Annotated in this window: 21 protein-coding genes; 8 read left to right on the top strand and 13 right to left on the bottom strand. The window is 46.9% G+C overall.

Annotated elements, in window-relative coordinates:
• Positions 1–17 precede the first annotated feature (17 nt).
• Together GXP69_RS12885 and GXP69_RS12880 are read left to right on the top strand one after the other, a co-directional pair.
• Complete coding sequence (locus GXP69_RS12885) at positions 18–1,262, top strand: bifunctional 3,4-dihydroxy-2-butanone-4-phosphate synthase/GTP cyclohydrolase II (RefSeq protein WP_163915480.1); 1,245 nt, start codon at positions 18–20, stop codon at positions 1,260–1,262.
• Positions 1,263–1,482: 220 nt separating this feature from the next.
• Positions 1,483–2,163, top strand: coding sequence for a hypothetical protein (locus GXP69_RS12880; RefSeq protein ID WP_163915479.1), 681 nt, complete (start codon positions 1,483–1,485; stop codon positions 2,161–2,163).
• On the opposite strand, the gene GXP69_RS12875 is transcribed toward GXP69_RS12880, so the two are convergent.
• A complete protein-coding gene (locus tag GXP69_RS12875) occupies positions 2,158–2,928 on the bottom strand; it encodes an ABC transporter permease (RefSeq protein ID WP_163915478.1) in 771 nt (256 codons plus the stop codon). The two genes, GXP69_RS12880 and GXP69_RS12875, sit on opposite strands and share 6 nt — an antisense overlap.
• 8 nt (positions 2,929–2,936) lie before the next feature.
• Positions 2,937–3,827 (bottom strand): ABC transporter ATP-binding protein, encoded by an 891-nt coding sequence (locus tag GXP69_RS12870; protein WP_163915477.1) that lies wholly within the window; start codon positions 3,825–3,827, stop codon positions 2,937–2,939.
• Positions 3,828–3,986: 159 nt separating this feature from the next.
• Here GXP69_RS12870 and GXP69_RS12865 point away from each other — a divergent pair, with 159 nt between their 5' ends.
• The 5 genes from GXP69_RS12865 (at position 3,987) to GXP69_RS12845 (ending at position 9,242) form a co-directional block, all read left to right on the top strand.
• Positions 3,987–4,577 carry a DUF3267 domain-containing protein gene (locus GXP69_RS12865; protein WP_163915476.1) on the top strand — a complete coding sequence of 197 codons (591 nt, stop codon included), beginning with the start codon at positions 3,987–3,989 and terminating at the stop codon, positions 4,575–4,577.
• A 103-nt stretch (positions 4,578–4,680) separates the two neighbouring features.
• Positions 4,681–6,162, top strand: a complete 1,482-nt coding sequence (locus GXP69_RS12860; RefSeq protein ID WP_163915475.1) for a S10 family peptidase — start codon at positions 4,681–4,683, stop codon at positions 6,160–6,162.
• Positions 6,163–6,200: 38 nt separating this feature from the next.
• Entirely contained in the window at positions 6,201–6,902 is a 702-nt protein-coding gene (locus GXP69_RS12855) for a tetratricopeptide repeat protein (protein WP_163915474.1), read from the top strand.
• 18 nt (positions 6,903–6,920) lie between these two features.
• Positions 6,921–7,709, top strand: a complete 789-nt coding sequence (locus GXP69_RS12850) for a PhzF family phenazine biosynthesis protein (protein WP_163915473.1) — start codon at positions 6,921–6,923, stop codon at positions 7,707–7,709.
• Between the two features lie 216 nt (positions 7,710–7,925).
• Entirely contained in the window at positions 7,926–9,242 is a 1,317-nt protein-coding gene (locus GXP69_RS12845) for a DUF885 domain-containing protein (RefSeq protein ID WP_163915472.1), read from the top strand.
• A gap of 81 nt (positions 9,243–9,323) precedes the next feature.
• Here GXP69_RS12845 and GXP69_RS12840 read toward each other — a convergent pair whose 3' ends face one another.
• The 6 genes from GXP69_RS12840 to GXP69_RS12815 form a co-directional block, all read right to left on the bottom strand.
• A complete protein-coding gene (locus GXP69_RS12840) occupies positions 9,324–9,776 on the bottom strand; it encodes a DUF421 domain-containing protein (protein ID WP_163915471.1) in 453 nt (150 codons plus the stop codon).
• A 12-nt stretch (positions 9,777–9,788) separates the two neighbouring features.
• Complete coding sequence (locus GXP69_RS12835) at positions 9,789–10,292, bottom strand: hypothetical protein (RefSeq protein ID WP_163915470.1); 504 nt, start codon at positions 10,290–10,292, stop codon at positions 9,789–9,791.
• 236 nt (positions 10,293–10,528) lie between these two features.
• On the bottom strand, positions 10,529–11,161 hold the full coding sequence (locus GXP69_RS12830) for a nitroreductase family protein (protein WP_204282019.1): 633 nt from the start codon (positions 11,159–11,161) through the stop codon (positions 10,529–10,531).
• Positions 11,162–11,372: 211 nt separating this feature from the next.
• Complete coding sequence (locus GXP69_RS12825; RefSeq protein WP_163915469.1) at positions 11,373–13,124, bottom strand: M14 family metallopeptidase; 1,752 nt, start codon at positions 13,122–13,124, stop codon at positions 11,373–11,375.
• A gap of 145 nt (positions 13,125–13,269) precedes the next feature.
• Entirely contained in the window at positions 13,270–13,710 is a 441-nt protein-coding gene (locus tag GXP69_RS12820) for a DoxX family protein (protein WP_163915468.1), read from the bottom strand.
• A gap of 39 nt (positions 13,711–13,749) precedes the next feature.
• Entirely contained in the window at positions 13,750–14,367 is a 618-nt protein-coding gene (locus GXP69_RS12815) for a mechanosensitive ion channel protein MscS (protein WP_163915467.1), read from the bottom strand.
• Between the two features lie 125 nt (positions 14,368–14,492).
• Between GXP69_RS12815 and surE the strand changes: the two genes are divergently transcribed.
• Positions 14,493–15,266: a 5'/3'-nucleotidase SurE gene (surE, locus tag GXP69_RS12810; protein WP_163915466.1), complete on the top strand. Its 774-nt coding sequence runs from the start codon at positions 14,493–14,495 to the stop codon at positions 15,264–15,266.
• A gap of 57 nt (positions 15,267–15,323) precedes the next feature.
• On the opposite strand, the gene GXP69_RS12805 is transcribed toward surE, so the two are convergent.
• From GXP69_RS12805 to GXP69_RS12785, 5 genes are all read right to left on the bottom strand, one after another.
• Positions 15,324–15,800: a hypothetical protein gene (locus GXP69_RS12805; RefSeq protein WP_163915465.1), complete on the bottom strand. Its 477-nt coding sequence runs from the start codon at positions 15,798–15,800 to the stop codon at positions 15,324–15,326.
• Between the two features lie 29 nt (positions 15,801–15,829).
• On the bottom strand, positions 15,830–17,107 hold the full coding sequence (locus GXP69_RS12800) for a TonB family protein (RefSeq protein ID WP_163915464.1): 1,278 nt from the start codon (positions 17,105–17,107) through the stop codon (positions 15,830–15,832).
• Between the two features lie 97 nt (positions 17,108–17,204).
• Positions 17,205–18,611, bottom strand: a complete 1,407-nt coding sequence (locus tag GXP69_RS12795; RefSeq protein WP_163915463.1) for a M56 family metallopeptidase — start codon at positions 18,609–18,611, stop codon at positions 17,205–17,207.
• Positions 18,595–18,990, bottom strand: coding sequence for a BlaI/MecI/CopY family transcriptional regulator (locus tag GXP69_RS12790; RefSeq protein ID WP_163915462.1), 396 nt, complete (start codon positions 18,988–18,990; stop codon positions 18,595–18,597). The genes GXP69_RS12795 and GXP69_RS12790 overlap by 17 nt, the downstream gene beginning before the upstream one ends.
• A 206-nt stretch (positions 18,991–19,196) precedes the next feature.
• Entirely contained in the window at positions 19,197–20,633 is a 1,437-nt protein-coding gene (locus GXP69_RS12785) for a RagB/SusD family nutrient uptake outer membrane protein (protein WP_163915461.1), read from the bottom strand.
• Positions 20,634–20,637: the final 4 nt, after the last annotated feature.

The following is a 20,637-nucleotide window of genomic DNA, read 5'->3' as shown; positions in this document are numbered from 1 at the left end:
AAAACGCTCGTCAAATTATGGAGAATACGAACACAGCTGCTATAAAGCTCGACTCGATCGAGGATGCGATTGAAGATATCCGCCAGGGTAAAATAATTATTGTGGTGGATGATGATGATCGTGAAAACGAAGGCGATTTTGTTTGCGCCGCCGAAATGATCACCCCGGAGATCGTCAACTTTATGGCTACCCACGGTCGCGGTCTTATCTGTACGCCGCTTACCGAAGAGCGCTGCGAAGAACTTGGACTGGAACTGATGGTAGGCCGAAACACGGCACTTCACGCTACACCGTTTACTGTTTCGGTAGACCTGATCGGACATGGTTGCACTACCGGTATCTCAGCTTCTGATAGGTCCAAAACCATTATGGCGCTGGTAGATCCTAACACCGATCCGCACTCGCTGGGTAAACCAGGACATATTTTTCCGCTTAAAGCGAAGAAAGAAGGCGTGTTGCGTCGTGCCGGCCATACGGAGGCTGCCGTAGACCTTGCCCGCTTAGCTGGACTTGCGCCTGCTGGTGTGCTGGTAGAAATCATGAACGAAGACGGTACTATGGCCCGCCTGCCGGACCTGGTAAAAGTTGCCGAGCGCTTCAACCTGAAACTGATTTCTATAAAAGACCTGATTGCCTACCGTCTGAAGAAGGAAAGCCTGATTGACCGCGAAATAGCAGTGCAGCTGCCAACCGACTACGGAGACTTTGACCTGTATGCCTTTACACAGCGAAGCAACGGTGCCAAGCACCTGGCCCTGGTAAAAGGTACCTGGGAAGAAGATGAACCGGTACTGGTACGTGTGCACTCCTCGTGCGTAACCGGCGATATTTTTGGCTCTTGCCGCTGCGACTGCGGGCCACAATTACACGAAGCGATGCGCATGATAGAGCGCGAAGGCAAAGGCGTTGTAGTTTACATGAACCAGGAAGGCCGCGGTATTGGCTTACTGAACAAACTGAAAGCTTACAAATTACAGGAGCAGGGCCGCGATACAGTAGAGGCGAACCTTGAACTGGGTTTTGGCATGGATGAGCGCGATTATGGCGTTGGAGCGCAGATACTGCGCGACCTGGGTGTAACCAAAATGCGCCTAATCTCTAACAACCCGCGCAAGCGTACCGGCCTGATGGGATACGGCCTGGAAGTAGTGGAGCGTGTGCCGATTGAAGTAGCACCAAACCCGCACAATACCAAGTACCTGACCACAAAACGCGATAAGCTGGGCCATGACATTCTAAAAACTGCCGCGGTTAACCGCTAATAACGAATATAGACTATTTAAATTAAGCCAGTGTAGTATTACACTGGCTTTTCTATTTAGTGTGTTCCCTAAAATTCGGGCTACAATTGTTGCTAAATGCATACACTAAAGGCTTGTATACTAGTTTATTAAGTATAGCTATGTGCGTAACTATACTTTTTTTCTCTAAACTAAAGCAGGCTGTGATGTAAGTATTGATGCAATTTTTAAATGTAAGCCTATGAACCACGCTTTATACCTTAAAATCTTATTTTCTGTAGTAGTAATCTTTTCTGCCGCATTTGCTACCCACGCCCAGGTAAGACAGGAGATAGATGTACAAGAATGGCCCACCGGAACCGTTACCTTAAGCACCGGTGAAATACTGGAGGGCGCAGTAACCTATTACCGTGCTCAGGAAATAATATCGGTGTTGGATGAGAATGGAAAATTATACTCGCTTTCACCGGTAAATGTGGAGCAGTTTGAAGTAGAAAATGAATACGGCAGCCGCCGCCACACCTTCAAATCAATTTACTGGAACCAGGGAAAAGAATTTACCGACTTTAAGAAGCCCACTTTTTTTGAGCAACTGACAGATGGCAACACTACGCTTCTGATGCGCGAGAGCTATTACAAGCGAAACATTGAAACATATACTGGAGATTATAAGGAGGGCCACGTACACGATCCGATGGGTTATCCTATAGATGCTATATTTGCTGATCAGATAAAGCCACTTTACTATGTTCTTAAGCCGGATGGCGATGTAGTGCAACTTCAGAATGTGCGCAAAGATTTTCTGAAGTATTGCGGCAAAAGAGCTGGCACTATTAAGAGTTTTGTTCGCAAGCAAAAGCTCCGTTTCGAACAGCCAATGGATTTTACAGCTATAGTTAACTATTATAACACACTTTTATAAATCGCGCAGCTTCAAAACCAGGTAGCTTAAAAACAGAAACAAACCTATAAAAACAACAGAGGGCAATGTAGCCATAGCCGGCGACAGCTGCTCAAACGGCCCTGCTACTTGTCCCCACAAATCGCGGCCCGGCATAGGTGTGAGGCTGTCCAGCGCTTTCATCGGGAAATATTTATCGATGTTGTCTGGAAGGTTATAGTGGATGATGGGTTCTACTATTTTGGTGTAGGCTATAAAAGCAATGATGGTAAGGCCACTTTTCCGGATCAGGAATGCAAAAAGCACGGCTAATGTCATGTAAGCTATTGCCTGCACAAAGTAGTAGGGCAGGTAGTCTATCTGACTGAAAATGGCTGTAGCGGAGGTGTCTTTGCTGTATACCAAACCCAGGTAAAGCCCCAGAACCAGCAGAAAAAGGGTACTGAAGGTTGCGAGCCCAAGCACGACATAAAACTTGCTGAGTACCACCTCTGTGCGCGAAAGCCCATCAATTACCTGTTGCCGCAACGTGCGGTAACTATATTCGTCAGTAACCAACACAATTACCAAAATCCCCAGCAATAGGTTAAAAAAGTGCGCTACATAAGTCAGGCGCATCCATAGTTCCGGAAACTGGTAGGTTTCGTTGCCCAAGGCCTGTCCGTTTATCTCTACACTGGTGCTGGTATATAGTATCAGCACCATCAGCAGGACATAAATGCCCATTATAAACCAGAAAGTGCGGTAAGGCAATATTTTGCGGAACTCTGTTCGGAGTAAATCCATCAGTATAGTTAGGGTTTGATGATTTCAAGGAATTGTTTTTCGAGACTTTTGCGGCGGGTAACTATTTGTGACAGCACAATGCCCTGGGCAAACATGTCGCGGTTCAGGTCGATGCTGCTATAACCTTCCTGCAGTGTAAGAATGATGTAGTCTTTTTCCTGTGCAAACTGGGCGATGTAAGGCAGGCGCTCCAGCAACTGCAGCACAGGTGCAAGTTCTTCCGCGCTGATGATCAGTTGTTCTTTTGCAGCTACAATGTTGCCAACCGGGCCATTGGTTACTAGTTTGCCACTGCGCAATACCGCTACGTGCGTGCATACTTTTTCCACTTCGTCCAACAGGTGGCTTGCCAGTATAATGGTTTTGCCCTGGCTGGCAATACGTAAAATAAGGTCGCGCACTTCGGCTATGCCCTGTGGGTCCAGGCCATTGGTTGGCTCATCCAAAACCAGCACTTCAGGGTCGTTGAGCATAGCGGCGGCAAGAGCCAGGCGTTGTTTCATGCCCAGCGAGTACCCCTTATAGGTAGTATGGCTGCGTGTGCCCAGACCCACCAGGTCCAGCATTTTATCTATGTTGTCGTGGTTGGCTCCCTTGTTATCGGCTATTACCTGCAGGTTGCGCTTAGCAGTAAGGTAAGGGTAAAAATTAGGCGTTTCCAGTATAGCCCCCACACGGTGTTTGGTAGCCTTGCTGATGCCATCTCCAAACCACGAAAAGCTGCCGCTGCTGGGCCGTATCACATCCAGCACCATGCCCAGTGTGGTAGTTTTGCCACTACCATTAGGGCCAAGTAAACCATAAATGCTGCCTTCCTCAACCTGTAAACTCAGGTTATCTACAGCTTTCAGGCTGCCATATTTTTTTGAGAGATTATCTATACTTAAAACTATAGCCACTAATTTACTGGTTAGGGTACGCCCAAAAGCAGGCTTAACAAATATAGTTTTTTTGTTTTATAGTTAAAGTGCTGTTTTTGCAGGAAACTATAGTTAAGCAAAGTAGGCGTGTTAAATTCTGCTTTTCTGGCTTCGTTTTTATAGCTATTTTACACAACTATGGAGCAGCAGGAACTACAGATGCAGGATTATATAAAGCAGGAACTTACAATGAGTGCCGAAAAAGCCAATGTACTTGCTCTTGGGTTTATTGTTCCGTTGCTGCTTGTTTGTGTGCCGATTTACGTTTGGATGTGGCCGGAGCAGTTTGAGGCACATACCATTAGAAGTTTTTTTACAGCTCATAAAGAAAAGATATTTTACTACCCTTTGCTTCTTTTTATTCCCGGTGCTGTAGTGCATGAGTTATTGCATGGCCTTACCTGGGCTGTTTTCTGCAAAAACGGACTTAAATCTATAAAATATGGCGTGCACTGGAAAATGCTTACCCCGTACTGCCATTGCAAGGAAGTACTTCCGCTTAAAGCCTACATGCTTGGCGGTATGATGCCGGGCCTGGTAATGGGAATACTGCCAACTATAGTTGGACTGATGCTGGGCAACCTCTATTTCTTTGCATTTGGTCTGTTGTTTATTTTAGCTGCCGGTGGCGATGCGCTAATTCTCTGGATGCTCCGGAAAGCCAAAAAGCAGGATCTGGTACAGGACCATCCTGACCTGATTGGGTGCATTGTTTACAAAAAAGCATAATTTGTCTTTATTGCGCTGATAGGTAAGTTTATAAGGTTTTTACTATATTGTTTGCTGAACCTGCATAGGCAGTCTTTTTTGCATTCATCCTTTTAAACTTATTATGAAAAAACTTTTACTCTTCCTGCTGCTGATAGCAGTTACACCTGCTGTGCTTGCGCAGCGCCCGATTAACCCGGATTCTGCGGTTACAACTAAACAACAGGTTACAATTAAAGGGAAACGCATTTCGTACAATGCCACTACCGGCATGCAACCTGTTTGGGACGAGAACGGAAAAACGATAGCGGGCTTGTTTTACACCTACTATGAGCGCTCTGATATAAAAGACCGCGCCACACGCCCTTTGGTAATTTCGTTTAACGGTGGCCCCGGTTCTGCATCTGTTTGGATGCACATTGCTTACACAGGCCCACGTTTGCTGAATATCGACGACGAAGGCTACCCGGTGCAGCCCTACGGCTACCGCGAAAACCCTGAATCGATTCTGGATGTGGCGGATATAGTGTATGTGAACCCGGTGAATACAGGCTACTCTCGCATGGCCGAAGGCGTGGATAAAGAAAAACTGAAAGAGAAGTTTTTCGGCGTAAATGCCGACGTAAAGTACCTTGCCGAGTGGATCAATACATTTGTATCGCGCAAAGGCCGTTGGGCTTCACCGAAATACCTGATCGGGGAGAGCTATGGCACTACACGCGTTTCTGGCTTGGCGCTGGAGCTGCAAAACTCACACTGGATGTACCTGAACGGGGTAATTCTGGTGTCGCCTACTAACCTGGGTATTGAGCGCAGCGGGCCTGTAGAAGCGGCGCTTCGACTGCCTTATTTTGCAGCCACTGCCTGGTACCATAAACGTCTACCACAAGACTTGCAGCAGAAGGACCTGGAAGCTTTTTTGCCTGAAGTAGAAGCCTTTACCACGAACGAACTTGTACCTGCACTGGTGCGGGGCGGCTTTATAGAAGATGCGAAAAAGAAGGAAATAGTGGCTAAGATGGCACGTTATGCAGGCATCTCAGAGCAAAGTATACAGCAACATAACCTGAATGTGCCTACAAACTTTTTCTGGAAAGAGTTGCTTCGCAACGACGGATTCACCGTTGGCCGCCTCGACTCACGTTACAAAGGCATTGACCGACAGGATGCCGGCGACCGTCCGGACTTTAACTCGGAACTTACAGCCTGGCTTCATGCTTTTACACCAGCCATTAACATGTACCTGCGCGATGAACTGAAGTTTAAAACCGACGTGAAGTACAATATGTTTGGGCCGGTACACCCCTGGAACCGCAGCAACGACCGCACCGGTGAAAACCTGCGCCAGGCCATGGCACAGAATCCGTACCTGCACGTTATGTTCCAGGCTGGTTACTACGATGGGGCTACCGACTATTTTAATGCCAAGTACAGCATGTGGCAATTAGACCCAAGCGGCAAACTGAAGAACCGCCTGAGCTGGAAAGCCTACCGAAGCGGGCACATGATGTACCTGCGAAAAGAGGATCTGGTAAAAAGCAACGACGACCTGCGTGAGTTTATAAAAGCGTCGCTGGCTAAACCAGGGCAGCCTGCTATGTATTAGCAGGTGGTAACTATAGCTCATCTTTAACAACCTTACCTATGACTAAACTATACTTATCTCTGCTAACCTTCCTTTTAATTTTTAGCCTTACCTGCTCTGCCCAGATCAGTAGCTCAGACATCAGCACTTTACACAATGCTGCAACGTATAAAGGTGGCTATGATGAGTTGATTAAGCTACTGGCGAAGAACATCAAATTCCCACAAAAGGCTGTGATGGATGGTAAACTGGTTACAGTTATAGGAGTTTTGAAGACAGACCGTAATGGAGAAATTCTGGAGGTGGGTACGCTGCACAAAGTAGATGATAACTTTACAGAGGCTTTCAAAAACGTTATTAGAAAGACAAATGGCAAGTGGCAGCCAACCAACGATACCTCCAAATATTTCTATGCCGTTATTCCTGTTCAGTTCAGTTACCACGAGTCGGGCTACACCTTAATTGAGACAAACAAACCTGCTTATCTCCAGGAAACGATAGTTGTATCCTTAGCAGGAAGGCCAGGTGCTTTTACCGGCATGTATGAAAAATATGAGAGTGATCTTGTAGCGCAGGTAAACGAGCTGTACAATAAACAGGCTTTTACTGAAGCAATCAGGCCAATGATGGAACTTGTAAACCTGCAACCCTTGCATCCAAGCTATTATGATACGTTGATAACCTTGCTGCAGAAAACTGGCAATACAGCCGAAGCGAAACACTACGAGCAGGTAAAAGCCTTACTAACACCTATTAATTAATAACCAACAACTATACTTGTGGCAAAAATTAAACTATACCAGATAGACGCTTTTACGGATAAGGTATTTGGTGGCAACCCGGCGGCGGTGTGTGTGCTGGATGCCTGGCTCGATGATGCTACCATGCAGAACATTGGAGCCGAGAATAACCTGGCAGAAACCGCTTTTGTAGTCAAAGCTGGCGACGGATATGAAATTCGCTGGTTTACCCCTACGGTAGAAGTAGACCTGTGCGGACATGCAACACTGGCAGCGGCTTATGTGCTGTTTAACTACTATAACCACCAATCCGAAACTATAAACCTGATTTCTCCGCGCAGTGGATTATTGCGGGTACAACGCAGGGGCGATACCTTAACCCTGGACTTCCCCACGGATGTGTGTGAAGCTGCTGAAACTCCGGAAGCGTTGGTACAAGCCTTCGGGAAGGCACCACAGGAAACCTACAAAGGCAAAACCGATTACCTGCTGATCTATAGTTCGGAGGAGGAAGTAGCCGGATTTAACCCGGACACGAACCTGGTAAATTCTGTAGCGGCGCGCGGCGTTATAGTTTCGGCACCGGGCAGGCAAGTGGACTTTGTGTCGCGGTTTTTCTGCCCGCAGGTAGGCATCGTGGAAGACCCTGTAACCGGCTCGGCGCATACTACACTCATTCCATACTGGAGTAAACGACTGGGCAAACAGGTAATGACTGCAAAGCAACTCTCTAAAAGACAAGGCAGCCTGGGTTGCCAGTACATCGGCGACCGTGTAAAAATTACAGGCAAAGCAGTAACTTACCTGACTGGCGAAATAGAAATTTAAACTATAGCCCCATAGTGAGCTGATTTTCTGCCGGGTGATGACAATAAAGGCAGGTAAGCGACGTAATCAGTACACGCCGGGGGATTTATTATTTCTGCAGATTAATTTTTCAGCCTCATAGATATAAATGCCGGTTACGTATAAGTTACCGGCATTTGTTTTTAATAACTGGTCGGGCAACTATAAATTACAACCCTGAATTATAAGCACCTGTAGATGCAAACACTCAAAAAAGGATTGTGGCTGGTTCTGATTTCCTGCTGCTGGGCCTGCTCTTCTACCAAAACTGAGCCTGAAACGGCCAATGTAGCTACCATGGACCAATTGGCTGAGCGCTATGTAAAGACCCTGCTCAGGTTGGGCCAGTACGACTCCGATATTGTGGATGCCTACTACGGACCAGAAGAATGGAAACCAACCGGCGAGCCTGCTGATACGTTACCTGCTACCGAGTTTTTAGCTGAGTTCGGCGGTATACAGACCTTGCTACATGAGCAGGACACAGCAAACCTGGCTGCAGACGAAAAGCGCCGGCTGGCTATGTTTAAGAAGCAGGTAATTGCTGCCATTACCAAAGTGGAAATGATGCAGGGCAAAAACTATCGCTTTGATGAGGAGGCCAAACTGCTATACGATGCTGAGCCTCCGCATTATCCGCTCTCGCATTTTAAAACCATACTGGCCGATATTGACCGTGAGCTGCCAGGCGCCGGAACTATAGCAGAACGTTGGGATGCTTACCGTGCCAGGTTCGAGATACCAAAAGACAAGTTGGATACTGTGTTCAGAGCAGCCATTGCAGAAGCCCGTACCCGTACCAAAGCACACTATAAACTGCCCGAAAACGAGAACTTTACCCTGGAGTTTGTGACCGATAAAGCCTGGTCGGGGTATAATTACTATAAAGGCAAAGGCTATAGTTTAATCCAGATTAATACTGATTTTCCGATCTACATTGAGCGTGCTATAGACCTGGCTGCACACGAAGGCTACCCGGGCCACCACGTATTTAATGTATTGCTGGAACAAAATTTAGTTGATGAAAAAGGCTGGAAAGAATACTCCATTTACCCGCTGTTTTCGCCGCAAAGCCTTATAGCAGAAGGTAGCGCCAACTATGGCATTGATGTAGCTTTTCCGGCGCAGGACAGAATAGAGTTTGAGAAAGAAGTGCTGTTCCCTTTAGCCGGCCTGGATGCTTCTGAGGCGGACCGATACTATGCCATACTTGATAAAATAGGCCAGCTTGATTTTGCAGGTAACGAAGCTGCCCGGGCCTACCTGAATGGCGATATTTCGCGAGAAGAAGCTGCCGATATACTGGTAAACTATAACCTGTACCCAAGAGACAAAGCCCTGCAGCGCACCCGCTTTATGGATAAGTACCGCAGCTATGTAATAAACTATAACCTGGGCCAGCAACTGGTTCGCAACTATATAGAGCAGCATGGCGGAACCGACGATAACCCTGCCAAGCGCTGGGAGCTATTCGGGGAGCTGCTCTCTAATCCTTACTCAGCTTCGATGCTGTAATAGCATTACTACAAACTATAAAAGCCACCGTTTTAGGTGGCTTTTTTGTTATATATGATGGTTGTGAACGGTAACTATAGTTCAGCTGGTTTTCTCCTGCGGAATAATCGTGATATTCCCGTTCTTTTCCAATATTGCGTATTTGATCTGGTCCAGGCGTTGCAACCCATGCAGGTCTCTTGCCGATTCCAGAATGTCTGATTCATCAATGCGTTCTTTTTGCATGCGGTCCTTCAGTAGTTGGCCTTTGTCCATAATTATCATCGGCCCCCCGTCCACCAGTTTTTCTATGGGACTGTATTTCTGCTTCAGGAGCGATATAATAATGTCGAGCACGATCAGGGTTGTAATGAGCAGTAAACCATTGGTCAGCGAGAAATCATCGCCGAGAAGTGCCTGCTGCGTAGTTTCAGCAATGATCAGCAACAACACAAAATCAAATACGGTGACATCGTACATGGTTCTCTTGCCGCTTAACCTGAAGATAAGTAGCAGAAAGATGTAAATAATTGCGCCTTTTATTATAGTATCCATTGTTCAGCTTCATTAAGGGTACACAAAATGTGACATCGAAATAGTCTCATTATCAGGACCTCTGGTAATTACCTGTATGTTGCCAACATGCATGGGCTTTGTATAAAACAGGATAATGCTTTCGGGTTTTGCTGTACGAAAAGTGTATGTAATGCCTTCCTGGTCAATTTCTATATGCTCCGGTTCCGGTACAATTTCTTCTACTCGTATCTTGTCGTAAAATGGCTTGCTAAAGAAGATCGTTGGGCTTGTAGATTTCAGGTTCTTCAGGCTGATTTTCATTTCTCCTTCCACTTCATCCCGTAAAAAGCGATCATATTCCACTTCCATCGACTGGGAAGGGGTGCTTCTTGTTATTTTGTTTATACCTTTCACGCCCCCACGGCCTGTAAAGCCCAGCAACGCCGCAACCAGTATCAGGAATAGAATTACCCAGCTTATCCGTTGTATGACCCAGGTGCGATGCTCGAGCTGCATGTCTTCATCTATCTCCAGCTCATTGTTATGCTTTTTCATATAAATCACACAGTGGTATAGAGGCATTAAACGTAGGAAATAGCTTATAGTTAATACCTGATATTAGAGTCTATAGAACTACAGTTTAGCTTATCGCAAAGCTTTGCCATTTGGGTTAATTGAGTGTGCAGATGGACTACTGTAAGGCATAAACTATAGTTGTTTGTTTTGTGGAGCAATAAAAAAAGCCACCTTTATGGGTGGCTTTCTAAACTATAAAAAACGGTAGTTGGTACTTAAGCCAGCTTTACAAAAAGCTGCTCTTTGTCACGGCGTACTTTCTTTGCAGTTGCCAGGAAATCGGCTTCTGTGTTGCGATAGCCGATTGGCATCAACGTTACACTACGCAGTCCCTTTTCTTTCAGATTTAGGAGTTCATCCAGCGCATCCGGAGTAAATCCTTCCATTGGCGTTGCATCCACACCTTGCTCGGCTGCGGCAGCCAAGGCAGTGCCTAAGGCAATATAGGTCTGGCGGGCGGCCCACTCATATTGCTGTTCCTGCGTGCGGTTCACAACAGAGTTCATCAGGCTACCCTTAAAATCCGCGAGTGATTCTACAGGCACCTGGCGCACCTGGGCAATATTCTGCATATAAGCGTCTATGTCTGCTTCAGTTACTTTATCCCAGGCAGCGAAGATCAGCAGGTGCGATGCTTCTGCAATCTGAGGCTGGTTATAGGCTACTTTCTGTATTTTGCTGCGCAGCTCCTTGTCTTCAACAACCAGCACAGTATAAGGCTGTAACCCCATTGAGGAGGCAGACAAACGGGTTGCTTCCAGTATATAGTCTATCTTCTCCTGCGGTACCTGCTCCCCGGTCATACGCTTGGTTGCATAACGCCAGTTCAAATGATTAATCAGTGTCATTATATGTAAGTATATTTAATGTATGTACATGCAATTTATAGAGATAACGCCGGAAATCAAGTTTTTGGTTCCGGAAAAGTTTGTTTTAGTTGTGGCACGGAAGTGTTGGGAGAGAGAAAATTTGGCGTAAATAGTTATGTTACAGCTATATATTATAAACAAAAATAGCTGCCTGAAGGGACAGCTATTTTTATAGTTAAAGTGCTATAGTTTACAGCGGTAATTTCACATCCTGCATCAGGCGACCTACCGGGTACATGTTGTGTGTAAACTCGTAGTGCGGGGAGTTCTTATACACAAAATCCAGCTGAGCGCGGGCGTTTTTGGCAAACTCCGGGTCCTGCTTTTTACGTGCCTCCAGTTGCTCGCGCAATTTTGGGTTCTTTTTCAGGTACTCAGCAGCCAGGTCTTCAAACACATAACTCGAGAAGTACTCTTTCTGCATCAGAATAGAATCGAAGAAGTTCCAGGCAAAGTAAGAATCCGGACCTTGCGGTTCCAGCGTCTCTACCAGAAAACGGTTGGCTTCCTGGTTCAGGAACACCACGTAATCTCCTTTCAGGAACTGGCGCTTCATGGTGCGGTTCTCAACCTTTACATCGGAGTGGATGTAGTGGCCTTCGTACGCGCGCGGGCTTGTTTTATAGTCGGTAATGTAATAAGTGTCTACAGCTATAGTTGTGTCTTTGGTAAGTTGCTGCATTTCTACCTTGTTGGTTTTCAGGCGGTCAATTACTTCGTGCCAGGCAAAAGGTATGATGTAGGCAACCGGTTTCTGTACTGTAGTGGTTGGGGTAAAGGTGTTATAGTAGTTGATGTTTCTACTATAAGGCGCTTTACGGTCGTAGTACAGGCGCTCCAGTCCGCTTACTTCGCTGGCTTTATACTTAGCTGCATAACCCAGGAAAGGAATCTGCTCCACTTTGGTTGTGTCGAGCTGCCAGTTCAGATTAAAGTTTTGCTGCTGCAGCGTTTCCTTTTTAGCCTGAGCGCGTAGCCTGCCAATCTCGTCCGCATCGCGGTGAACGGTTTCGATCATGTTCTCCATCAGTTTATAAGTTGCCTGCACACGCTGGTTAAAAGGCTTGAGCATGTGTGTTTCCGGCACAAAACCAATGGTGTTGTAAAGAGCAGTATAACCTGTTGCATAGCGTGGCGACTCCATAAAGCCTACAATTCCCTTGTCAGGAGTTTCGTCGATGGTATTCATGTAAGGCACCATCGGGAATTTATCCTGCTTCATGCCGCTATACAGGGTTGGCAGCATTTTACTGTTCAGGTAGCCGGCCAAGGTTGGGTTCAGTTTGTTGTGCTGCGTGGCAATCAGCGTCATCACGTGCTGGTAATCTGCCCCGTTCGAGGTATGGTTGTCCATAAACACATCCGGATCCCAGTCGCGGAAGATCAGGTGGAACAGTTTTGCATTACGCGAGTCTGTTTTAATGTAGTCGCGGTTCAGATCCAGGTTGCGTGCATTGCCCCGGAAACCATACACTTCAGGGCCTTCCTGGTTGGTACGGGTATGGCTGTTGCGGTTAAGCGCTCCCCCAATGTTGTAAACCGGAATAATGGCCAGTATTACATTATCCAGCTGCTTTCTTTTTTTCTTGTCCTGCAGGTAGTCGCGCACCAGCATCATGGTAGCGTCAATTCCTTCGGGTTCGCCAGGGTGTATGCCGTTCTGTATCAGCAGCACGCGCTTGTTCTTTTGTTTAACTGAGGCCGGATCAAAATCTTTGTCAGTAGAAACTATAACCAGGTGCAGCAATCTGCCGGAATCAGTATACCCATAAGGTACCATCTTTACTTCGTCATAGGCCTTATCAAGGGTTTTATACCATTCAATGGCCTCTTCGTAAGTGGCGGTTATGTTGCCGTTCCCTTTTTCGTAGGGCGTTTTCAGATCAGTTTTATCGGGAGAGCCTGTTGTGAGCAGGGCAGCTAAAAGTAGGGTGGTCAGCATAAGCAAATCTAAGTTGAGAATTGAGGTGGTAAGTTAAGTTTTTTCAGGTGAGAAATCTACCTGAAAAGCGGTAAGCGGTGTAAACAAAAACTCCTGCCAAGCTATAGTTTGCGTGGCAGGAGCGGTGTTGCTATAGCTTGCAGATTTAGTATAACCTGCGGTCTCTTTTGCTTGTGAAAAAGGCTTTATCGAAACTATACTTGCCAGGGCCGATAAACAGCAGGGCAAAGAACAGGATACCAGCCTCCAGGGAGTGAGAGTAACCACCAAAGCCATCGCCGGCAGTTACGTGTCGGAGAGTGGCAACCAGCATGGTAACAACCAACAGCAGGCACGAGATACGCCAGAACAAACCCAGCATAATAAGCGCTCCGCCCACTACTTCAGCAAAGCCAGCCATAAAGCCCCAGAACACCGGCGCGAAGCTGATGCCCAGCAATTCCATAGTTTGCCCGATCTGTATCCATTTCTCCTGGCCACCCGTTAGTTTGGGCCATCCGTGCAGTATGAACATAAAGCCAATGCCGAGACGTAAGAGCAGCAGACCAAAATCTTTGTAATTGTAGCGGTAGTTAATGAAAGCCATGGAGCAATAATACAAATTAGAGCGAAATATTGCAAATCTCTAATATACAAGAATGGCTTTGACAAGTGTGTTTGCCGGCACGGTCTCCGGTGTGAGCCTTGCACGCTGATTTGCAGGTACCTGCGTAGCATCCAGTACAAAGCTTAAACCGCCCTCAGCAGCCACGGCTACCAGGCCACCATCGGCAAGCGTAACCGTGCTAACCGGGTGCGTTTGTTGCAACTGGCTATAGTTAGACCCAACCCGTATGCCCTTAGCTGTTGTAAATGCTTCTGACTGTACATTTAGGCGCCATACTTTGCAATCGGGAGCGCATTCCTGCTCAACTATAAAGCCTTTGTTCTGTCCGTTTGGCCTGATGATATAGGCTGTAGATTCCATGCCTTCCTGCTGCAGGGTGGTATCGGTAATTCCAAAGGCAGCCGGTATGTTCTGGCGCATGGGTTCTATGGCTTCACCAACTGATATAAATCCTACACGGCCGGGCGCAATCTGCAATTGCTCGGCTGAGGGCGTTACAGGTTGTTCGGGCTGGTCGGCTATCGTTTCTTCGATAGCGGCATTGGAGGTTTCATCGTCGCCGCTTGTGTCGTTCTGAGAGAGGCAGGCTGCCATACCTATTCCCAGCAGGATCGCGTAAAATATATTTTTGAGCATTCAGGTGAGGTTCTTATAGCTAAATATAATAATTATTAAACCTTGATGCACAGCATCTGGTTGTTGTATATTAGCACGAAAAAGAAATTCGTTTATTTTATTATACAGCAACTAAAAATATTGAAATGGCTAAACCTCTGATCCTGATCTCGAACGACGACGGTATTACTGCACCGGGCATACGAACACTTGTTGAAGTAGCCATGAAAGTAGGAGACGTGGTAGTAGTAGCGCCCGACGGACCACAGTCTGGTATGGGACATGCTATTACGATAGGCAACACACTACGCCTCGATAAATCCATTGCATTTGATGATCTTGGGATAGAAGCCTACGAATGCTCCGGCACACCAGCCGACTGCGTAAAACTGGCGAAGCACCATGTGCTGAAAGACCGCAACCCTGACCTGGTAGTAAGCGGCATAAACCATGGCTCTAACTCCAGCATCAGCGTATTGTATTCCGGCACCATGTCGGCGGCAATAGAGGCGGCTATTGAAGGACTTCCTGCTATTGGCTTCTCACTTTGCGACTATGGCCACGAAGCGGATTTCTCGCATACAGCGCCTTATGTGGAGCAAATTATTCGCCAGGCGTTAAAACACCGCATTCCGGAGAATACTGCCCTGAACGTGAACTTCCCGAAGAAAAGTGAAGAGCCTATAAAAGGAGTAAAGATCTGCAGACAGGCACACGCCCGCTGGCAGGAAGAGTTTGACGAGCGCCTGGACCCACGTAACCGCCGTTATTTCTGGATGACCGGCAGCTTTGTAAACCATGATAAAGGCGAAGATACAGATGAATGGGCGATCGTGAACAACTATATTTCGGTAGTGCCCTGCCAGTTTGATATGACGGCTTACCACGCCATGTCGAGCCTGAATGAGTGGGATATGTAAACTATAGTTTTATAGTTTAAAAAGCCCGCAACTATAGTTTAGCTGCGGGCTTTTTATTTAATTATCTGAATAGCGCACGGCGCTGCATTGGGCAAACTTTTCCGGGGCGGTAATGGCAAACCTATAGTTGCGGATAAAACGGTTCAGCAGTTGTGTGAATTGCTGCTCCTTTTCCGGTGTAAGCTGCCCTTCCGGAAAGTGAAACAGGAAGTAATCTATCCGGCCATCCGGCTGCATGTAGATTCTGTTCGCACCGCGGACCTGTGTTTCCCATTTAAAATTGTTATCTCTCAGGTAAGTGCCCAGGTCCTGCAAAAGTTTAACGTAGGCATGCTGCAGCTCAGTTTGCTGGTCCGGTGTTTTGAACACAGCTAAAGTAGCATCAGAATGGATGGCACTTTTATACAGGCTGTCCAGCTTCTGGAAGGGGATACCCTGTTTTTCAGCTTCCTGAAAGGTAAGCGCCCTGCTCTGGCCAAGTACGCTAACTATAGTTAGAGCGGCAAAAGTTATAGTTAGCAATAGCTTCTTCATTCCTATAGTTTTAAGAGGCATATATAGTTTTACTTAAACCTGGTAACTATAACATCCGGCTTTGTTGCAGCAGTATCTGTAGTTTTTTTGCTGCTCTTGTCGGTTACAAACTGTATTATAATCACTTTGGTAACGGATACGGCTTTACCATCTACTTTGCCAGGCTCCCATTTGCCTTCCATCAAGTTAAATACCCTTTTGATCTCTTGCTGAATAGCATACCCTTCCTTACCGAAATCGGTGTCTACAAACATAAGCGGACCAATGATTTTACCATCTTCATTTATAAAAAAGCCGGTTTTTACTGTGCCTTCAAAATTTATATCAGCAGGGTAACGCAGGTTCTTAGCCAGAAATCTTTCCAGCGATCCTTCTTTAAATACCGGTTTCACATCTACTTCTTCAAATGAATAACCCGCCTTGGTGTACTTGGTCATTTCCGGGGTGCCCAATGTTGTAGGGTTAGTGGTGTTGCTACCTGTAAAATGAAGCGGCAAAGCTAATTCTGAACCGGCAGGCAGCCCGTTTTTAAGTGCCGGTTCCCATTTTCCGGAAGTGGCACGAACAGCTGCGGTGGCTGCCTCGGTAAGTTTGGCAAGTACTGCTTTGTTCTGCAGCTGGAAGGTAGAGGCATCCATGTAATCCATATTGGCACCGGCACCTACTGTTTTCTTCAGCTTGGTTTCCTCCAGGCGGATGTTCGATACCGCGCCGTCTTTATCTACATAAAAGCGCACCACCACACGGGCGTTCAGGTTTTCCTTTTTGGCCTCTGCCGGCAGTTGCAGATGTTTGGATATGGTGTTGAAAAACGCCTCTTGGCCACCCTTAAATTTCGGCGACTGGTTTGCGATGCTGGCTGTTGCTGCTCTTTCAGATTCGTTCAGGCTAAACCGGACCGGCATTGTGTATTGTACTGCCACCGCTTTTCCGTCCTGGCGTCCCGGTGTCCAGTTGCCGTTGGTCAGGTTAATGACGCGCAGGGCTTCTTCGTCGGTGCCGCGGCCCAGCTTTTTAGCTACCTTCGCATCGTTTACTTTACCCGTCTCATCTACTACAAACGTCACGACCACCAGCCCCTCTAGTCCGGCAGCTCTGGCATCAGCCGGGTAGTTAATGTTATTTGTCAGAAAATTCAATAATTCTTTTTCGCCGCCTTTATAAACAGGCATCTGCTCTGCATACATAAATGGCTTCTGCTCCTGTGGCTTGTTTTGGGCTATAGTTGCTGCCGGCATTGCCATTACTATTGTCAGGGCCAAAAGCGGAGCTGCCAGCAGGGTTTTTAGTGTTGTTTGTTTTGTCATGATTGTGCTCTTATAGTTGGGTTTAAGGATTTAATAGGCAAAGTTCATCCAGGCCAGCTGCTGAGCCGGATTAAATGAGGATAATATGTAGCTATAGTTAGTTAATTAATGCAAACCGCATCGGAATAGTGTATCTTACAGGGACTACCTGACCATTTTGCATGCCGGGCTGCCATTTACCACTCATAGATTCTATAACCCTTCTGGTTTCCTGATCGGCAGCTTCGTCCAGGCCTTTTAGTATCGTAATATCTGATAAGGAGCCATCCGTTTCTATCACGAAACTTGCAACTACCAGGCCTTCTAAACCAGCTTCTTTTGTGGTTTGTGGGTAACGGATACTTCTGGCTATGAACTTGTGCATCTCTACCTCACCACCTTCGAAGCTTGGCATCTGCTCTACATAACTATAAGGTTCCTGTTTAGCTGGTGGCTGGGACTTTTCAGGTGCCGGCTTTTCCGCTGGTTTGGGTATGTATCTTTCTGGTGCTATAGTTTCAGGGGTTGCTACCAACGGGCCGGTTGCTGTTTCAGGCTCAGGTTGTGGAGTTGTGGTTGCTGGAGATGGTTCTGTAAATTGTTTTGCTACAGGCTTTGCCAGGCGTTCTACCATATCGGCTGTTACGTCTTTAGCTGAGAAGAAGAATACCATCAACAATAGTAGTGGTACAGCAAGCAGCGGGCGAACTAGAGTGGTTTGCTCGTTACGTTTCTGGAGCATGCGCAGCCGCTTGAATACCTGTGGCTTATAAAAATGATGCCCTACCGGAATACCTGTTCTGTATAGGGCCTCTTTAGCCAGTAAAGAGGTATAAACATCTGGCTGGTATTCTGTAGTTACAGCGGCATCGGCCTGGTATTCGTGCACATCGCGCAGCTCCGCCTTCAGCAGCCAAACGAGCGGGTTAAACCAAAGCAGGGCGGTCAGCACTTCGTAATACAACACATCATAACTATGGCCTAAACGTACGTGTGCTAGTTCGTGGGCCAGCACCTGCTTTTGTTCCAGCTCGCTCAGGTGTGTTTGCTGGTTCAGGAAAATATAGTTCAGGAAAGCGAATGTTGCGTGTTTTTCAGTTTGCAGGATAGTTGCCTCTGTGTTGTGACCTTGGATAATGGTTGCATCTTTTGCCAGCTGTCGCAGCTCTAGTAATTGTCTGCCTAATCGGATTAAAAGCACAGCTGCCACCGTTGCATAAACTATAGTTAGCATAAAGCTCAGCCTAAAAATACTTTCCGGAACTATAGTTTGCTGCGGGGGGTGAGCAGTAACTATAACCTCAGGCAATACAAATTCCGGCAGCACGACGGCAGGCAGGTAATGCTGCACGGCCGCTATTGGCAGCTCTATAAGCGGGATAACTATAGCCAGCAGTGGGACCAGCAACAGGTAGAGGCGGCTGAACCCAGTACGCGGAAAAGTGCGCAGCACCAGCATGTAAAACACATAGAACAGGAGCAGGCACAGCCCCGACTGCAGGATATAGTTATAAGTTGCTTCCATTTTGCTGTTCGTTTTCTTCGGTTAGGTCTTCTTTTACATGGCGCATCAGTTGATCCAGCTCTTTTACATTCAGGTTGTTATCCTTGGCAAAAAACGAAACCAGTTTTTCGAAAGAGCCTCCAAAGTAGCCGCTCATAAAGTTCTTCAGAAAGAAGCTTTTGTACTTGTCTTCTTCCACCAGTGGGTAATACTCATGAGATTTGCCAAAAGCGGTGTAGCCTACAAAGCCTTTTTTCTCCAGTATGCGCACTATAGTTGATACCGTGTTGTAAGCAGGGCGCGGCTCGGGCATCTGTTCGATAATGTCTTTTACAAATCCTTTCTCTATTTTCCAGAGGATCTGCATGATCTCTTCTTCGGCTTTGGTAAGTTCTTTCATAGGGTGTTTCAACTTGCTGAGATGAATATATAACTAAATACTTAGTTTTACAACTAAAAGTTTAGTTGTATTTTTAAGAAAGACTGATAAACCTCTTCAGCATCAGATAAAAGGGGATTACGTTTAGCAATTTTTTATTGCCAGGTAAGATAAGTTTAAACTATAAGGGCTCCTCCTCAGGAGCCTTTATAGTTTACCGGGGCAGCTTAGCTGCTATAACCCGGGTTTTGTTCCAGCGACTTTTTACTTGCATCAATTTCGCGACGCGGAATCGGGTATACCAGCTCATCCGCATTCCATGGTATCACATACACAACTTCTCCGGTATTAGCTTTCCTGCCAACAAGGTCAGTTTCAGTTCGCTTGAGGTCATGTATTCTAAAACCCTCAAATGCCAGTTCCAGCCTGCGTTCCAGCAGAATCCGGTCAAGCGTAACCGAAGTCAGCGGGTTAAGGCCGGCGCGGGTACGGATGGTGTTGATGTCCTGCAGGGGAGTAGCACCTATAGTTGTACCCAACCGGAAGTTGGCTTCGGCACGTGTCAGGTACATTTCAGCCAGCCTGATGATCGGAATGTTCTGACCAAAGCTAGTCCACTTGCCGGTTGCAATTGCCCCCCAGTTATAGCCTTCATAAAACAGCTCGTTCAGGCGTGCGTCATCTTCTTCATACAGGTCGTAGGTGGTATACCGGTTTGGATTCTCATCCGAAAATTCCGTGTTGATCGCAATATCTGCACGGCCAATACCCTCCAGGTCAGCATAAAAAGTGGTAAGGCCGTCGTTGGCGGTACCGGCATTGTTCTGGTCATTCTGCTGAATCTCAAAGATAGACTCGGCTGTATTGTCGTTGCGGAAGATGGCGGTAACAGATGGGTTAAGCCCGAATCCGCCTTCTGTAATCACACGGTTAGCCTCGTCGCGGGCGCCTGCATAATTCTGCTGCTGCAGGTAAACCCTTGATAAAAATCCGCTGGCTGCATACGTGTTGGCCCGTTCGTTATTACGACCCGGTAACAGGTCACGTGCTTTGATAAGGTCTGCTATTACCTGGGTGTAAACCTGTGCAACCGAGCTGCGGGTTGGCAACGCAGATGCTTCGGCTTCAGTGGTTACAGGTGTTATCCGGACTGGCACACCCGGGTTCTGAGTAGGGTCACCATCGTTCCAGGCTTTGCCATACATTCTTACCAGCTCAAAATGCATAATGCCTCTTACAAACAGCGCTTCGCCTTCCACGCGGTTTCGTTCTTCCTGGTCTTCCATTATATCCAGTTTGCTCAGAATAATGTTGGCCAGGTTAATGGCCTGGTAAGCAGCTACCCAGGTTCGCTGGGCTTCGGTATTATCTGCTGTCATGTTCTTGAGGCTTACCTGTCTGTAGCCGGCAAAAGTACCCAGCCATGATAAGCTTTCTTCTGAGGCCTGCAATTCCGGCAGGAGTAAAAGGTTGGTGCCGTATAGTTCAGGCCCTCCCAAAATAGAGTACATTCCGATTACAGCGCCCTGCAGGTCCTGGGGCGTGTTAATGGCATCGCGTGCATCCACCGATTGCTGCGGTTCCACATCGAGCATATCGTCGCAGGATGTAGTGCCCAGGAAGGTGCAGAATAACGTTGCGAATATTATATAGCGTAGTTTCATAAAA

This window comes from Pontibacter burrus (assembly GCF_010686685.1).
GTDB classification, from domain to species: Bacteria; Bacteroidota; Bacteroidia; order Cytophagales; family Hymenobacteraceae; genus Pontibacter; species Pontibacter burrus.
Note: the sequence above shows the minus strand (reverse complement) of the source record. Positions and strands in the feature narration are given on the sequence as shown.

What these genes read in the sequence shown, in the direction of transcription:
- GXP69_RS12885 (WP_163915480.1), top strand. Translation starts at nt 18, where the DNA reads ATGGAGAATACGAACACAGCTGCTATAAAGCTCGACTCGATCGAGGAT.
- GXP69_RS12880 (WP_163915479.1), top strand. Translation starts at nt 1,483, where the DNA reads ATGAACCACGCTTTATACCTTAAAATCTTATTTTCTGTAGTAGTAATC.
- GXP69_RS12875 (WP_163915478.1), bottom strand. Translation starts at nt 2,928, where the DNA reads ATGGATTTACTCCGAACAGAGTTCCGCAAAATATTGCCTTACCGCACT.
- GXP69_RS12865 (WP_163915476.1), top strand. Translation starts at nt 3,987, where the DNA reads ATGGAGCAGCAGGAACTACAGATGCAGGATTATATAAAGCAGGAACTT.
- GXP69_RS12860 (WP_163915475.1), top strand. Translation starts at nt 4,681, where the DNA reads ATGAAAAAACTTTTACTCTTCCTGCTGCTGATAGCAGTTACACCTGCT.
- GXP69_RS12855 (WP_163915474.1), top strand. Translation starts at nt 6,201, where the DNA reads ATGACTAAACTATACTTATCTCTGCTAACCTTCCTTTTAATTTTTAGC.
- GXP69_RS12845 (WP_163915472.1), top strand. Translation starts at nt 7,926, where the DNA reads ATGCAAACACTCAAAAAAGGATTGTGGCTGGTTCTGATTTCCTGCTGC.
- GXP69_RS12840 (WP_163915471.1), bottom strand. Translation starts at nt 9,776, where the DNA reads ATGGATACTATAATAAAAGGCGCAATTATTTACATCTTTCTGCTACTT.
- GXP69_RS12835 (WP_163915470.1), bottom strand. Translation starts at nt 10,292, where the DNA reads ATGAAAAAGCATAACAATGAGCTGGAGATAGATGAAGACATGCAGCTC.
- GXP69_RS12830 (WP_204282019.1), bottom strand. Translation starts at nt 11,161, where the DNA reads ATGACACTGATTAATCATTTGAACTGGCGTTATGCAACCAAGCGTATG.
- GXP69_RS12825 (WP_163915469.1), bottom strand. Translation starts at nt 13,124, where the DNA reads ATGCTGACCACCCTACTTTTAGCTGCCCTGCTCACAACAGGCTCTCCC.
- GXP69_RS12820 (WP_163915468.1), bottom strand. Translation starts at nt 13,710, where the DNA reads ATGGCTTTCATTAACTACCGCTACAATTACAAAGATTTTGGTCTGCTG.
- GXP69_RS12815 (WP_163915467.1), bottom strand. Translation starts at nt 14,367, where the DNA reads ATGCTCAAAAATATATTTTACGCGATCCTGCTGGGAATAGGTATGGCA.
- surE (WP_163915466.1), top strand. Translation starts at nt 14,493, where the DNA reads ATGGCTAAACCTCTGATCCTGATCTCGAACGACGACGGTATTACTGCA.
- GXP69_RS12805 (WP_163915465.1), bottom strand. Translation starts at nt 15,800, where the DNA reads ATGAAGAAGCTATTGCTAACTATAACTTTTGCCGCTCTAACTATAGTT.
- GXP69_RS12800 (WP_163915464.1), bottom strand. Translation starts at nt 17,107, where the DNA reads ATGACAAAACAAACAACACTAAAAACCCTGCTGGCAGCTCCGCTTTTG.
- GXP69_RS12795 (WP_163915463.1), bottom strand. Translation starts at nt 18,611, where the DNA reads ATGGAAGCAACTTATAACTATATCCTGCAGTCGGGGCTGTGCCTGCTC.
- GXP69_RS12790 (WP_163915462.1), bottom strand. Translation starts at nt 18,990, where the DNA reads ATGAAAGAACTTACCAAAGCCGAAGAAGAGATCATGCAGATCCTCTGG.
- GXP69_RS12785 (WP_163915461.1), bottom strand. Translation starts at nt 20,633, where the DNA reads ATGAAACTACGCTATATAATATTCGCAACGTTATTCTGCACCTTCCTG.